14 protein-coding genes are annotated in these 14353 nt (G+C 69.9%); 12 read left to right on the top strand and 2 right to left on the bottom strand.

The window, feature by feature from the left end:
• The first annotated feature begins 4 nt into the window (after positions 1–4).
• Both JOM49_RS35915 and JOM49_RS35910 read left to right on the top strand, forming a co-directional pair.
• Entirely contained in the window at positions 5–883 is an 879-nt protein-coding gene (locus JOM49_RS35915; RefSeq protein ID WP_308159078.1) for an EamA family transporter, read from the top strand.
• A complete protein-coding gene (locus JOM49_RS35910) occupies positions 880–1503 on the top strand; it encodes an NAD(P)-dependent oxidoreductase (protein ID WP_209668582.1) in 624 nt (207 codons plus the stop codon). The genes JOM49_RS35915 and JOM49_RS35910 overlap by 4 nt, the downstream gene beginning before the upstream one ends.
• On the opposite strand, the gene JOM49_RS35905 is transcribed toward JOM49_RS35910, so the two are convergent.
• A complete protein-coding gene (locus JOM49_RS35905; protein WP_209668581.1) occupies positions 1497–1979 on the bottom strand; it encodes a MarR family winged helix-turn-helix transcriptional regulator in 483 nt (160 codons plus the stop codon). The two genes, JOM49_RS35910 and JOM49_RS35905, sit on opposite strands and share 7 nt — an antisense overlap.
• A 54-nt stretch (positions 1980–2033) precedes the next feature.
• Between JOM49_RS35905 and JOM49_RS35900 the strand changes: the two genes are divergently transcribed.
• The 7 genes from JOM49_RS35900 to JOM49_RS35865 all read left to right on the top strand — a co-directional run bounded on the left by JOM49_RS35900 (position 2034) and on the right by JOM49_RS35865 (position 9665).
• Positions 2034–2489 carry a nitroreductase family deazaflavin-dependent oxidoreductase gene (locus tag JOM49_RS35900; protein ID WP_209668580.1) on the top strand — a complete coding sequence of 152 codons (456 nt, stop codon included), beginning with the start codon at positions 2034–2036 and terminating at the stop codon, positions 2487–2489.
• Between the two features lie 444 nt (positions 2490–2933).
• A complete protein-coding gene (locus tag JOM49_RS35895) occupies positions 2934–5429 on the top strand; it encodes a sensor histidine kinase (RefSeq protein ID WP_209668579.1) in 2496 nt (831 codons plus the stop codon).
• Positions 5430–5481: 52 nt separating this feature from the next.
• A complete protein-coding gene (locus JOM49_RS35890; RefSeq protein WP_209668578.1) occupies positions 5482–5907 on the top strand; it encodes a roadblock/LC7 domain-containing protein in 426 nt (141 codons plus the stop codon).
• Positions 5904–6275, top strand: a complete 372-nt coding sequence (locus JOM49_RS35885) for a DUF742 domain-containing protein (protein ID WP_209668577.1) — start codon at positions 5904–5906, stop codon at positions 6273–6275. The genes JOM49_RS35890 and JOM49_RS35885 overlap by 4 nt, the downstream gene beginning before the upstream one ends.
• The gene (locus JOM49_RS35880) at positions 6256–6846 is read left to right on the top strand and encodes a GTP-binding protein (protein WP_209668576.1); all 591 of its coding nucleotides are present in this window, start codon (positions 6256–6258) and stop codon (positions 6844–6846) included. Before JOM49_RS35885 ends, JOM49_RS35880 begins: the two co-directional genes overlap by 20 nt.
• Positions 6847–7017: 171 nt before the next feature.
• Positions 7018–8844 (top strand): tryptophan dimethylallyltransferase family protein, encoded by a 1827-nt coding sequence (locus tag JOM49_RS43535; protein ID WP_308158989.1) that lies wholly within the window; start codon positions 7018–7020, stop codon positions 8842–8844.
• A complete protein-coding gene (locus JOM49_RS35865; RefSeq protein WP_209668575.1) occupies positions 8841–9665 on the top strand; it encodes a hypothetical protein in 825 nt (274 codons plus the stop codon). The genes JOM49_RS43535 and JOM49_RS35865 overlap by 4 nt, the downstream gene beginning before the upstream one ends.
• 240 nt (positions 9666–9905) lie before the next feature.
• On the opposite strand, the gene JOM49_RS35860 is transcribed toward JOM49_RS35865, so the two are convergent.
• A complete protein-coding gene (locus tag JOM49_RS35860) occupies positions 9906–11327 on the bottom strand; it encodes an Nramp family divalent metal transporter (RefSeq protein WP_209668574.1) in 1422 nt (473 codons plus the stop codon).
• A 189-nt stretch (positions 11328–11516) separates the two neighbouring features.
• Between JOM49_RS35860 and JOM49_RS35855 the strand changes: the two genes are divergently transcribed.
• The 3 genes from JOM49_RS35855 to JOM49_RS35845 all read left to right on the top strand — a co-directional run bounded on the left by JOM49_RS35855 (position 11517) and on the right by JOM49_RS35845 (position 14345).
• Positions 11517–11882 carry a hypothetical protein gene (locus JOM49_RS35855; RefSeq protein ID WP_209668573.1) on the top strand — a complete coding sequence of 122 codons (366 nt, stop codon included), beginning with the start codon at positions 11517–11519 and terminating at the stop codon, positions 11880–11882.
• Positions 11879–13435 carry a multicopper oxidase family protein gene (locus tag JOM49_RS35850; protein ID WP_209668572.1) on the top strand — a complete coding sequence of 519 codons (1557 nt, stop codon included), beginning with the start codon at positions 11879–11881 and terminating at the stop codon, positions 13433–13435. Before JOM49_RS35855 ends, JOM49_RS35850 begins: the two co-directional genes overlap by 4 nt.
• A gap of 142 nt (positions 13436–13577) precedes the next feature.
• On the top strand, positions 13578–14345 hold the full coding sequence (locus tag JOM49_RS35845) for an STAS domain-containing protein (protein ID WP_209668571.1): 768 nt from the start codon (positions 13578–13580) through the stop codon (positions 14343–14345).
• Positions 14346–14353 lie beyond the last annotated feature (8 nt).

Below are 14353 nucleotides of genomic sequence, written 5' to 3'. Positions count from 1 at the left end.
GGTGATTACCTCGACTTCTCCCAGCACTTTCTCCCGTACCGCGGCGACCGCCTTCGCTCCGGCGGTCTGGGGCACCACCTACGTCGTCACCACGGAACTGCTGCCCAGCGGCCACCCGATGTTCGCCAGCCTGATGCGCGCGCTGCCCGCCGGACTGATCGCGCTGGCCATCGCCAGGACGCTGCCGCGGGGCGAATGGTGGTGGCGGGCGGCGGTGCTCGGGGTGCTCAACATGGGCTTGTTCTTCCCGTTGCTGTTCCTCGCCGCGGAACGATTACCCGGCGGTGTCGCGGCCACCCTCGGTGCGGCGCAACCACTCGTGGTCGCGGCGCTGGCGGTCGGGGTGCTGCACGAGCGCCCGTCCGCGGTGAAGTTCGCCTGGGGACTGGCCGGGGTGGCCGGGGTCGGCATGGTGGTGCTCGGTCCGGCCGCCGGGTTCGACCTCGTCGGCGTGCTCGCCGGGCTCGCCGGAGCGCTCGGCATGGCGCTCGGCGTCACGCTGACCAAGCGCTGGGGCAGGCCCGCCGGGGTCGGCCCGACCGCGCTCGCGGGCTGGCAACTGACCGCGGGCGGGGTGTTCCTGGTGCCCGTCACGTTCGTCTTCGAAGGCGCGCCACCGGTGATCGACCTGCCGGCGGTGGCCGGGTACCTCTGGCTCGGGCTGGTCGGCGGGCTGCTGGCGTACGTGCTGTGGTTCCGCGGCATCGGCCTGCTGCCGGTCACCTCGGTCGCGGTGCTGGGCCTGCTCTCCCCGATGGTCGCCGCGGCGCTCGGGGTGCTCGTGCTCGGCCAGGACCTCGGTCCGGTGCAGTTCGCCGGCTTCGCACTGGCACTCGCCGCGATGGTGGCGGGTCAACTCCCTTCCGGAAGGATCATCCGATGAAGATCGCCGTGGTCGGTGCGGCAGGCATGGCCGGTTCGCGGGTCGTCGCGGAGGCGGTGCGGCGCGGGCACGAGGTGACCGCGGTCCACCGCGGAACGCTGCCGCCATTGCCTTCCGGGGCGCTGCCGGTGCGGGCGGACGCCGTCGACCGGGACCGGCTCACCGGGCTGTTCCGTGCGGTGGACGCGGTCGTCGGGGCGACCCGCCCGCGCGAAGGGGAGGAGGACGCGGTCGGTCCCACCACCGCCGCGTTGCTCGACGCCGCCGTGAACGCGGGCAGGCGCATCCTGTTCATCGGCGGTGCGGGTCCACTGAGGACAGACGCGGACGGGCTCGTGGTCGACGATCCGCGGTACGTCCCGGCGCGGTACCGGACCATCGCCGCCGCGAGCGTTACGCAACTCCGGGTCTGCGAGGCGCATGCGGCCGACTGGGTCTACCTGAGCCCGCCCGCGTTGCTGGAACCCGGTTCGCGGCTCGGCACGTATCGCCGTGGTGGCACGGTGCTCGTCACCGCGCCGGACGGTTCGTCCCGCATTTCCGCTGAAGACCTCGCTGTCGCGGTGCTCGACGAACTCGAGGAACCGGGGGACGAGCGGCACTTCGGCGTCGGTTACTGAGCTCCCGGCCAGATGCCGTCGAGCTGGGTGTGGACCGGCGGTTCGCCACCGGCGGCGGCGAAGGCGGTCAGCGCGTCGACCAGGCCCTGGCGGTGGGTGGCGGGCATCTTGGCGACGATCTTCGCGATCTCCGCCCGGCGGCGGGCGGTGACCCGGCGGACCACGCGGGTGCCGGACGCGGTCAGCGAGAGCACGATCTCGCGGCGCGAGTCCGGGCTGGTCCGCCGGTCCACCATGCCGGCCGTGACCAGCCGGTTGACCATGCGGTTGGCGGTCGACGGGTTCACCCCGAGGTGCTCGGCGAGGGTGGCGTGCTTGAGCGGGCCGCGGGTGTCCAGCACCACCAGGAGCCGGAACTGGGGCAGCGTGACGGCTTCGTCGATGGCGGCCAGTGAACGCACGGAGACCGCGACCAGCAGGCGGGACGCGGTCAGCACGGCATCGGTGACGGCGTCGGCCGCCGGTGGGCTCCCCATGGTGTCCAGTTTGCCGGGGAAGCGTTGCACAGTGCAATTGTGTACCGTGGCGGGATGGCCCTGACCGCCCGGCCGCCTCGTGGCCTCCTGCGTGCCCTGCTCCGCGCGCCCCTGCTCGCCTACCGGGCGCACCTGGGTTTCCTCTTCGGACACCGCCTGGTGCACCTGGTCCACATCGGACGGAAGTCGGGACGGCTGCGGGACGTGGTGCTGGAGGTCGTCCGGTACGGGCCGGGGGAGATCGTGGTCGTCGCGGGCTGGGGTGCGCGGGTGGACTGGCTGCGCAACCTGCGCGTCGCCCCGGCCTACCTGATCGAAAGCGGGCGGACCCGCTGGCCCGCGCCGCGGCACCGCTACCTCGACGCGGACGAAACGCTGCGGCTGCTGGTGGGCTACCGGGCGCGGCACCCGCGAGCGTGGCGGCGCCTGGCGCCGACGCTCGGCATGCCCGTGGACCCGCGGGACGCCGAAGGCCCGCTCCCGCAGGCGGTCGCCTTCAGCCCCGGCTGAGAGGCGTGAGTGCGGGACTGGGCTGCGCGAGCGTCGAACTCGGCTGCCTGAGTGTGGGGTTCGCGGGGGTGGGTGGATCTGTTCATGGGGCTTATCGGATGGGGTGCGGGAGCCGGGAAACTGCTGGTATCTGCCGATTTGCGCAATGTTCAACGGGTGTTGGTGGTACGGGGACACAGCGGCGGGAGTTTGAGAAAAGTGGTCTGGAACACCTTGACATTCACCCACTCGGCCTAGCTATTTCCGGGGTGGTTGCCACCCAACGCCGTAACCTCGGGAAATGCGCGTGAGGTCGACCTTGCGCTCGGTGATCATGGATGGACCTGGGGAAGCTCGCCCGTCGCACGGTGGAGGCGCATGAACACGCCCGGGTGATTCATGGTAAAAAACGGACCCTGCCTGTTCCACGGTAGTCGACTGTCTTTCAGGAGTTCGTGAATCCCCGTGCAGAGCAAAGAAGAGTCCGACAAACCGTATGACAAGTCGATCCGGAAAAGGCTGACCAGGACCGTTCTCATTCCGAGCGTCACCCTGCTGGTCCTCTGGACCGCGGTGTCCTCGTACTTCTTCATCAACGGTCTTTACGTCCGCCTGGTCGCGGCGTCGGTGCGCGAGGTGTCCATCCCGGCGGCCACCGCGCTCGCCGCGGTCCAGAAGGAACGCCAGACCGCGCTGCAGTACCTGGACGACCCGGTGGTGGGCCAGACCCGGCTGCTGGAGCAGCAGAAAGCCACCGACGAGAAGCTCGTGGTGCTGCAGGCCGCGTTCGCCTCGACGATCTCCAGCGCGCCGGACGAGGTCGCGGCCAAGGTCAACGCGCTGAAGGGCCAGTTCGACCAGCTGCCCGTGCTTCGCTCGCAGATCAACTTCCGCAGCATCGACCGCGCGCAGGTCAACGACTACTACAACGGCGTGCTGGACTCCGCGTCGAACCTGTTCGACACCCAGGCCCGGATCGTGCCGGACGCCGAGGCCGCGCACGGCGGTGTCACGGCGACCACGGTCTTCCGCGCCAGCGACCTGATGTCGCGCGAGACCTCGCTCGTCTCCGCCGCCTTCGCCGCCGGGTCCTTCGCGCCGGACGACTTCGTCGAGTTCACCCGGCTGTCCGGTTCGTACCGGACGCAGCTGGCCCAGATCGAGCCCTTCCTCGACCCCGAGGTGCGCGGCAAGTACCAGGCGCTGGTCACGAGCCCGGCGTGGAAGCAGCTCATCGAAGCGGAGGACGCGCTGGTCAAGCGCGGCCCGTGGGCCGGGTCCGGGCAGAACACCGTGCCGGTGACCGAGACCGACTGGCAGAGCGCGACCGAGCAGGTCGCCCAGCGCCTCAACGACCTCGCCATCGAACAGGCCGACAAGGTCTCCGGTGCGGCGATCGACTCCGGTGACGCCCAGCTGCGCAACGCGATCATCGGCAGTGTCCTGGCGCTGCTCGCCTCGCTCGCGGCGATCATCGTCGCGGTGCGGGTGTCCCGCTCGCTCGTCGACCGCGCCCTGATGACGCGCCTCGCGCGGCTGCGCAACGACTCGCTCGACCTCGCCCGCAACCGCCTGCCCCGCATCGTGGAGCGGCTGAAGAACGGCGAACCCGTCGACGTCAAGCAGGAGCTGCCGCAGCTCGACCACGGCCGGGACGAGATCGGCCAGGTGGCCGAGGCGTTCAACGCCGCGCAGCTCACCGCCGTCAACGCCGCGGCCAGCGAGGCCAAGGCACGCAGCGGTGTGCACAACGTCTTCCTCGGCATCGCCCACCGCAACCAGGTCCTGGTGCACCAGCAGCTGCAGATCCTCGACGAGATGGAAAGCCGCGAGGAGAACTCGACGCAGCTGGCCTCGCTGTTCCAGCTCGACCACCTCGCCGCCCGCGCCCGCCGCACCACCGAGAACCTGATCATCCTCGGCGGCAAGCAGCCGGGCAGGCGCTGGCGCAAGCCCGTGCCGCTGATGGAGGTGCTGCGCGCGGCGGTCTCGGAAACCGAGCAGTACTCCCGGGTCCAGGTCGAGCAGGTGGCCGACGTGGCCATCATCGGCGCCGCGGTGGCCGACACCATCCACCTGATCGCCGAGCTGGTCGACAACGCGACCTCGTTCTCGCCGCCCGGGTCGCCGGTCGAGGTGACCAGCCGCCAGGTCGCCCGCGGCGTCGTGGTCGACGTGTCGGACCAGGGCCTCGGCATGAAGGAAAGCGTCCTCCAGTGGGCCAACGAGATGATGGCGGAGGCACCCGAGTTCGACGCGATGGCGTTGCGCGCGGACTCCAGCCTCGGCCTGTTCGTGGTCGCGCGCCTGGCCGCCAAGCTCGGCATCACCGTCACCTTCGACCCGTCGCGCTACGGCGGCCTCCGCGCCACCGTGCTCATCCCGACCCAGTACCTGGCGGGCAAGCACGACGCCGACCAGAACGGGGAAGGTGAAGCCGCCGCGCTCCAGCACGCCCCGGTGCTCGCGCAGGTGGGCGCTTCTTCCTCGCACGCGCAGTCTTCGCACACAGCGCCTTCGCCCACAGTGTCTTCGCCCACGGCGTCTTCGCCCATGGCGTCTTCGCACGCGACGGAAACCCACGTCCCCGCCCCGTCCAAGCCGGCGATGCCGCCCGCCGACCCGCCCAGCTCGTTCACCGGTCAGATCCCCATGAAGCGAGATGCCAAGCCGCGGCCGTACCCGGCCCGCGCGCTCACCCCACCCGAATCCCTGTTCACCCCGCCACCGGTGGCGGAGGCACCCCGTGCCGCCGCCCCGCCCGAGCCACCACCCGGGCAGCCGGACGACCGGCCGCGGCTGCCGCGGCGTGAACCCCAGCAGAACCTCGTCGCCCAGCTCGAGGACGAGCCCGCCGAGGACGGCCGGAACGACGTTGTTCCGGGGGAGAGCACCGCGCGTTCGCTGGCGGCGTTCCACAAGGGAACCCGCCGCGGCCGCGACGTGGCCGACGACCAGTAGTCCCCGACCGCACACGGCAACGTCCACTTGAGGAAAGTCAAGGTCTATCCGCATGAACGAGTACGGGAACGGCAAACCCGATCTCAACTGGCTGCTCGACGACGTGGTGAACCGCGTGGTCGGCGCGCAGAACGCCATCGTGCTGTCCGCCGACGGGCTGTTGATCGGCAAGTCGGCCGGGATGAGCAAGGACGATTCGGACCAGCTTTCGGCCATCGCGTCCAGTCTGCAGAGCCTGGCCAAGGGGGTGAGCAGGCAGTTCGCCCGCGGCGCGGTGCTGCAGAACATGATCGAGATGGAGCTGGGCTACCTCTTCGTCTCGGCGGCGGGCCAGGGCGCCTGCCTCGCCGTGCTGGCCGGGGAGAACGTGGACGTCGAGATGATCGCCTACGAGATGAACCGGCTGGTCAAGCGCGTCGGTGACTACCTGGCGGCCGCGCCGCGCGAAACCGCGCACGCGTTCCGGGAGGGTACGTGAGCGAGGGCGAAAGCTGGTACGACGAGGCCGCGGGGCCGCTGGTCCGGCCGTACACCATCACCAGCGGCCGGACCCCCGACGAGAACGGCAGGCTCGACCTGTCCACCCAGGTGATGACCCTGCGCACGGAGCAGGAGCCGGCCGGACTGGGCCCGGAGCACCAGGAGATCCTGCGCCTGTGCCGCCAGCCGGTGTCACTGGCCGAGATCGCGGTCTACGTCAAGGTCCCGCTCGGGGTCGTGCGCGTGCTCTGCGGCGACCTGATCGAACGCGGCCTGGTGATCATGCGGGCCCCCACCCATAACGCGGCGCAGGCGCCGAACCTCGAAACACTCCAGGCGGTTCTCGATGGCCTCATCAAATACTGACAACGCCGGGGACACGGTCCCCACCCCGGTCAAGATCATCATCGCCGGCGGGTTCGGGGCGGGGAAGACCACGATGGTCGGCTCGGTCAGCGAAATCCCGCCGCTGACCACCGAGGAGGTGCTGACCGAGGCGAGCGCGGGCGTGGACGACCTGTCCGGTGTGGAGCGCAAGCACACCACCACCGTCGCGCTCGACTTCGGCCGGATCTCCATCTCCCCGCGCCACGTGCTGTACCTGTTCGGCACGCCGGGGCAGTCGCGCTTCTGGTTCATGTGGGACGACCTGGCGCGCGGCGCCATCGGCACCATCGTGCTCGTCGACACCCGGCGCCTGGAGACCAGCTTCGCGGCCATCGACTTCTTCGAGCGGCGGAAGATCCCGTTCATCGTGGCGGTGAACTGCTTCGACAACGCGCCGCGCTACACCGCCGACGAGATCCGTGAGGCAGTGGTCGTACCGGACCGCGTGCCGATCGTCATGTGTGACGCACGCGACCGTGACTCCAGCAAGCTCGCCCTCATCCGCCTGGTCAAGCACGCGATGACCGCGGCGGTGCCTGCCGCGGTCTGACCTGCGGCGCAACGGTTTCCGCGGCACCGGCAGCCCTCCCCCGGCTGCCGGTGACGGTGGGTGCCCGGCTGCCCCGGGACGAGTCTTGATCAACCCACATGGCCCAATTGACTAGTCCACCCGGGTTCAGGAATACAGTTGAACTCTCACCTAAGTGCTAGCATCGGCCGCGTGATCACTGGCTCTCCGTGGATGTCCGATCAGGTAAGGGAAAACGGGAGCTATCCCTCGAACGACCAGCTGTTCGGCGAGTTCCTGTGTGCACTGTGGACCACCGCCTGCACCGCACTCGGCGTACCGGCGGCGGAGACCGCCAGGAGCGCGTCCGTGCTCCGCGGGTCGCTGCCCGGCTGGGCGGACAAGCGCATCGGTTTCGCCCCGGAAACACCGTCCTACGTTGCGGGGGACGGGTTTCCGGCCGAGATGTCGGTGAACTGGTCCGGAACGCACCCTGAACTGCGGGTGCTGTTCGACTGCCTCGGCGACGAGGCCTGGTTCCGCCGGGAGCTGATTTCCGTTGCGGGGTCGCAGGTCTCGCTCTCCGGCTCGTCTGCGGTGAGCCGCAGGTGGGGACGGATCCACGACGTCTTCACCACGCACGCCGGCCGCTCGTCGTCCGCGCCGCTGTGGCATTCGCTCGCCTGGCGCCCGCCCGGGCCGATCGTCCACAAGACATACTTCGGCCTGTACACCTGGCCCCACGAGGAACGTTACGCCGCGGTGGACGCGGCCATGCGCCAGCTGGGCATGACGGCGGCGTGGGAGCACGCCCGTGCGCAGGTGGAAGGCGCCGACGGGCAGCGTGAGATCGAGTTCTTCGCCGTGGACCTGGCAGACGGCGCCGACGCCAGGGTGAAGCTGTACTACCGCAACCACAACGCCGACCTCGCCGAGGTGAACCGCGTCGCTTCGGTGGCCCGGCGCCATGATCCGGTGAGCGCGCTGGCCGCCTACCGCACGCTCGCCGGCACGCGGACCGACGCGGGCGAAGCGGCGTTGAGCTGCCTGGCTTTCCGTGCTGGTCTGGACCAACCGGACGAATGCACCACCTATCTCCGGATGGCCGACCTGGCCGCCGACGACCGCGAAGCCGTGGACCGCACCGCCGCGCTGCTTCGCCGTGAAGGCGTGGACCCGGCCGGGTTCCGGGCGCTGACCAGCGCGTTGGCCGCCGGGCCGCTGGAGGGCAGCCGGGGACTGCTGGAGCTGGTGAGCTACCGGGCCGCGGGCAGGCGGGCCGATGTCACCACCTACTTCCGGTTCCCCGTCTACGACCGGCCGGCCCCCGGCCCGTTCCCGGCCGTTGATCTTGAGCCACTTCCACGGAAAGATGATCTCGCGCACCGCCACCAGAAGGAGCCGATCGTGAGCCAGGACGTCGATCGCATCGCCCGTTACAACGAGCAGCGGCAACAGGAATACGCGGCATCACCGCTGATCCGCCTGCTGGCCGACGAGAACACCCCCGAGCAGGCCAAGCGGGCCGTGCTGACCTACCTGCAGCCGTGGTCCAACGCCTTCCAGCGGATGATCAGCGCCCGGGTCACCTTCGAGACCGACCCGGAGCAGCGAGCCCTCGCTTTGGAGCACCAGCAGGAAGAAGTCGGCCACGACGCCATCCTGGCCAGGACCCGCGCCGCGGACACGCGCGTGGTCTGGGACCCGGTCATCGAAGCCGGCGCCTCGTGGTTCGTCGACCAGTTCGCCGTGCTGCCGAGCATCCAGCGCACCGTGCTCGCGCACCTCGCGCTCGAGGCGGGAAGCCTGGTGCTGAGCCAGGCCGGTACCCGCGCGTTCCCCGACGACCCGTACTTCGAACTGCACGACGAAGCCGATGTCGAGCACCTCGAGATGGGGTACCGGGTGCTGCGCCGGCGAAGCGACTGGAACGTCGAAGACCTGATCGCCGTGCTGGACCGCGCGTGGCAGGTCATCGGCGTGGTGTCGGACCGCATCGCCGAATGCGCCCGTCAGGACAGCGGTCTCGTCGCCGTATGACCGACCCCGAACAGGCGGCGAGGGCCGTCGCGCTGGAAAGCGCCCGTGCCTACGCGGAAACCTTCGACGGCCGCCTGGCGGCCGCCTACCTGCTCGGCAGCCTGTCGTACGGCGGTTATTCCGCGGCGGTCAGCGACATCGACCTCGCCCTGGTCCTCACCGGCAGCCGGGAGGGTGACGCGGCGGCCTTCCAGGCCACGAGCGAGTCCCTGCGTGAGCGAGGAGCCCTGCACCGCAAGGTTTCCGCGTTCTGGGGTTCGTTGCCGGCGTTGCGCGAAGGCCGCGACGACGGCCGGTTCCCCGCCATCGACCGGCTGGAGCTGGCTGTCCACAGTGAACTCCTGTTCGGCGACGACGTCGCCTCACAGGTGGCACGACCGTCCACTGAGGAGATACTGCTGGAGGGGGCCAGGTTCGCCGTCGGCGTGCTGGCCACGGACGAGGTGGTCGCGGAGTTCCGCGAGCCGCGCCGGTTGCTGAAGGACCTCGTCTGGTTCACCAAGGCCGTGTTGTTCCCGGTGCGTTTCCTCTACACGAACCGGGAAACCACCGGCCGCGCCGCACGCAACGACGAGGCGATCGCCTGGTACCTCGCCCAGCCGGAGGCGCCCGCGGCGGCGCTCGTCCGGCTGGCCGAGCAGGTCCGGGCGGGACGCCCGCTGGACCCCGCCGAGGCGGATCCCTTGCTGGCGGCGGGTTTGCTCCCGATCTACCGGTACTACCTCGACGACCAGGTGCCCCGGCTGCGTGCAGCCGGAGCACCCGCCGAACTCGTCACCGCGTTCGTCCGGTGGCGCGAACGTCTAAGCACTGTCCGGTGAGTCTGGTCGATGTGCTTCGTGATCCAGTCGACCGGGCGACTCTTCCCGGTCGACTGAGCCCACTTCGATTGCTATGAGTGGGGCATTACTTGCAATCAACGCAAGTAATGCCCCACTCATAGCATTGGCCGCTGGGCGCGGAGAGCATGATCGTGGCTTGCCGGACAAGGTCTAGCTACTCGTGGCTGATGCCGTCGAACCGGGCGGTGTCGCCATCCCGCCGTGACCGCAGGCCGGAACTCAGAACAACTTGCCCACCTGCTCGATGATGGTCAGCACGCTCAGCACCCCGAACAACGCCACCGACCAGCCGAGCACCGCGGTGCGCCCGGCGCGGATGCGGATCGGTTCGGGCAGCACCTTGCGGTTGAGCACGATGAGCAGTCCGGAGTAGATGAACATCATCAGCCCGCCCACGCAGGCGGAGATCACCAGCAGGATCAGCGGCTGCGCGAACCCGGCCAGCACGATCACGCACCCCGCGAGCACCAGCACCCACACCACGGCGAAGTAGAGCGTGCTCTCCTTGGCGTCCTTGACGTACGCGGTCTTGAGCACGTCCGCGGTGAGGCGGCTCGAATAGTCCACGATGCCCAGTGCCGCGGCGAACAACGCGAACGCGCCGACCACCCAGAACAGCGTGCCGAACCAGGCGCCGACGGTCTCCTTCAGCACCTCGCCCTCGATCCGCAGGAACCCGATGTTGTTCGGCAGGCCCGGCCTGCCGTACACGGTCGAGTAGGCCAGCAGCGAGGTGAACATGATCGACAGGAAGGTGATCAGCACGAAGGTGGAGAGCTGCTCGCGGTTGGCGAACCGCCACCACGCGCGCCACCGCGACAGGTGCTCGTCGGTCGGTTCGAAGATGAACCCGGTGCTCGGCGCGGCCTCCGGCTTGCCGGTGACCGGGCTCTTGATCCGCGGCACGTACTTGCCCATGCCGAAGCCCTTGTCGCGGATCCAGTTGCTCTGCACCAGGTTCTGCCCGCCACCGGCGCCGGCGAAGGCGAGCGCGCCCATCAGGAACGCCAGCCCTAGGTCGACCGGCACGCTCGCCTCGGTGATGATCTTGGGCACGTCCGCCCAGGCGCTCGCGGTGATCGCGACCACCGCGCCGACCGCCAGCAGCACGAGCACCGCCGCGACCTTCAGCATCTCGGCGCGTTCCAGTGCCACGTAGACGACCGGGGCCAGGGTGAGGATCAGGCCGATGGCCAGCAGCAGCCCGACCGAGATCCACTGGACGTTCCCGCCCCACAGGTAGGTGATCAGCGTCGCCGAGCTGGTCGCCCAGCCGGGCCACAGGTTCGCCAGCATGGTCAGGATGGCGAACACCAGGCCCCAGTGCCGCCAGTAGCGGCTGAAGCCGGTGAGCGCGGTCTCCCCGGTGGCGAGCGTGTACCGCTCGATCTCCATGTTCAGGAAGAACTGCGTGGCCAGGCCGACCAGCGCCGCCCAGACGAACACCAGCCCGACCTGGGAGGCGATGTAGGGGAAGAGGATGAACTCGCCGGAGGCCAGCCCGACGCCCGCGGCGACGATGCCCGGGCCGATGATCCGCCAGGTGGAGGCGGGTGGTGCCGGGAGCGGTCTGATCTCGGGCGGTGCCAGGTGCCTGCTCCGGGGGAACCCGGCGGTCACGTCGTTGTGTTGCCTGGTCATCGGGTGATCCCTTCGCCGCAACAAGGAGATCTTGGAGGGAGATCGTACCCGGGAACCCACCCGGATGGGGGAGGAATTTTCCGGCGCCCATTCATAGCCCTGTCGTCATGGGTTCATGGCACTTCCGGTCTTGGACAGCATCGGACCCCGGTCCTAACTTCGAGGGGAAGCGAAGGGGAAGGACTGGGGATGAGTGCGGTACTGGGGGTGGTGCGCGGGTTCGTCACGGTGCACGCCGTGGCGGTGTTCGGGCAGCCGGTGTTCGCCGGTGGTTATCTCGTCGGCGACTACGACATGCTGGCGCTGCACGCGCTCGGCGCCGATCTGGTGTCCTACCTCGGTTTGGCGCAACTGGTGCCGGCCGCGCTGCTGTGGCGGCGCGAGGGAACGCGCTGGCCGTTCTGGGCGAGCCTGTTGCTCGTCCTCGGCGAAACCGGGCAGTACTTCGCCGGTCTGGCCGGGGCGCTGGACCTGCACCTCCCCCTGGGTGTCGCGCTGGTCGCGCTGGCGTCGATCATGCTGGTCGCCATCTGGCGGACCGGGGCGCGGCAGTGAGCGCGCTGTCGCGGCGCCGGTTCCTCGGGCTGACCGGCGGCGCGGGCGTGCTGCTCGCCGCCGGGCTCACCGGGCCGCGGCTGTTCGGTTCCGCCGCCACCGGCGAACTGCTGACGAGCGAAATCCCGTTGCCTGCGCCATTCCAGGTGCCGTTGCCGATCCCCGCCGTGCTGGCATCGGTCGCGCGGGACGCCGACGCCGATCGGTACGAAATCGTCCAGCGACCGGCCATCGTGGAGATCCTGCCAGGCGTGCGGACACCGATTTGGGGCTACCAGGGCACTTTCCCGGGCCCCACCATCGAATCCCGCAGCGGCCGCACGACGATCGTCCGGCACCGCAACGAACTCCCGGTGCCGACCGTGGTGCACCTGCACGGCGGTCGCACGCCACCGGAGCACGACGGTTACGCCACGGACCTGGTGCTGCCCGCCGGTGGCCGGTACACCGCCCACGCGGGGAAGCACGACCCGGACGCGCGGCTCAGCCACGGCGCGCGGGATTACGTGTACCCGTTGCAGCAGAAGGCATCCCTGCTCTGGTACCACGACCACCGGATGGACTTCACCGGTCCGGCGGTCTACCGCGGCCTGGCCGGGTTGCACGTGGTGCGCGACGACGAAGAGGACGCGCTGCCCTTGCCACGCGGTGACCGGGAACTGCCGCTGGTGCTCACCGACCGGGCGTTCGCGGCGGACGGTTCCCTGCGGTACCCGTCGGTCGACCAGACGCTGAGTTCGGTGCCCGGGGTCGAAGAACCGTACGTCGAAGGCGTGTTCGGGGACGTGCTCCTGGTGAACGGCGCGCCGTGGCCGGTGGCGGAGGTGTCCGCGACCCGGCACCGGTTGCGGATCCTCAACGCCTCCAACGCCCGCCGCTACGACCTCGCGCTCGACCCGCCGCCGCCCGGGGGCGGGTCGTTCACGCAGATCGGCTCGGACCAGGGGCTGCTCGCCGCACCGGTGGTGCACGACCACGTGCCGATCGCCCCGGCCGAGCGGTACGACCTGGTCGCCGACTTCGGCCGCTACCCGGTGGGCACCGAGGTCACGCTGGTCAACCGGCTCGGCACCGGGACGATGGCACACGTGATGCGGTTCCGGATCGTCCGGAGCGGGGTCGAGGACAGCCACATCCCGGACCGGCTGGGCGAAATCGAGCCGCTGGACCGTGCGCGGGCGACCGTGGTCCGTGACTTCTCGTTCCGCAGCGGGAAAGTCGGCGGCAGGCACGGCTGGACGATCGGCGGTCAGCCCTACTCGCCGACCCGGATGGACGCCCGGCCGCGCCTCGGGGACGTGGAGATCTGGCGGTTCGTGGCGGATCTGCACCACCCGATCCACCTGCACCTGGTGCACTTCCACGTGCTTTCCCGCGGTGGCCGCGAACCGGGACCGTACGACGCGGGCCGCAAGGACACGGTCGACCTCCGGCCCGGCGAGGCGGTCGAAGTGATCGCGCGGTTCGACGGTTACCGCGGCCGGTACACGTTCCACTGCCACAACGCCGAACACGAGGACATGGGCATGATGGCCAACTTCGAGACGACGTGACACCGTTCATGACCGGCCGCCCGCGCCCGATCCGGTGGGTGCCGGGGCGTACGGTGGTGGGTAGTCGTCGACCACAATGGGCGAATCTTCTGCTTTGCCGGACGGGAGTTGTCGGATCAGCCGAACCGGCGGTGGCCAGCACTTGCGCCTCGACCTCGACGAGCGCGCCGGTTGCCGCGTGATCGGCGTTTCCGGGGAACTCGGCGTCCGCGGGTACCCGAAGCTGCGTGACACGCTCCTGAAATGCGCGGTCGAGCAGCCTTCGGCGGTGATCGTGGTGGTCGACGAGCTCAGCGTGGTGGACAAGAGCCTGCTCAGTGTGTTCTCCCAGGTGCACAACCGGCTTTCCGACTGGCCGGGGGTGCCGCTGTTCCTCGTCGCACGACGGGAAGCGGCTCGCCGGATGCTGGTGGACGCCGTGGTTCCCCGGTTCGTCCCGGTCTTCCCGTCGATCGGCGACGCCGTGCGCGGCGTGGCGACCCAGCCCCGGCGGCGGCACGCGAAGATCACCCTGCCGCGGTCGCCGGAGGCCTCCCGGCACGCCAGGCAGTTCACCACGCAGGTGTGCCACCACTGGCTGCCGGACAGTCCGATCCTGACCGACGCGCTGCTGGTGGTGAACGCACTGGTGGAAAACGTCGTCCGGCACACGGATTCGGAGCCGGTCCTGCGCCTGGAACTGCGGTCGCGTCACTTCAGCATCGCGGTCGGCGACCGCTCACCCGTGCCCGCGCGACTGCGTGAGGGTGCCGCCGGGGAGATCGGCGGGGTCGGCCTGCTGATGGTCGCCCAGGTGACGAAGGCGTGGGGCTGCACGCCCGCGTTGTCGGGCGGCAAGGTGGTGTGGGGCGTACTGGCCACCGGTTCCCGCGTGAGAACCGCCGAATTCGTCGTCCACCCCGGTCACTGAAGCGCCGG

The sequence above is a fragment of the Amycolatopsis magusensis genome (genome assembly GCF_017875555.1).
Lineage (GTDB): Bacteria > Actinomycetota > Actinomycetes > Mycobacteriales > Pseudonocardiaceae > Amycolatopsis > Amycolatopsis magusensis.
Note: the sequence above shows the minus strand (reverse complement) of the source record. Positions and strands in the feature narration are given on the sequence as shown.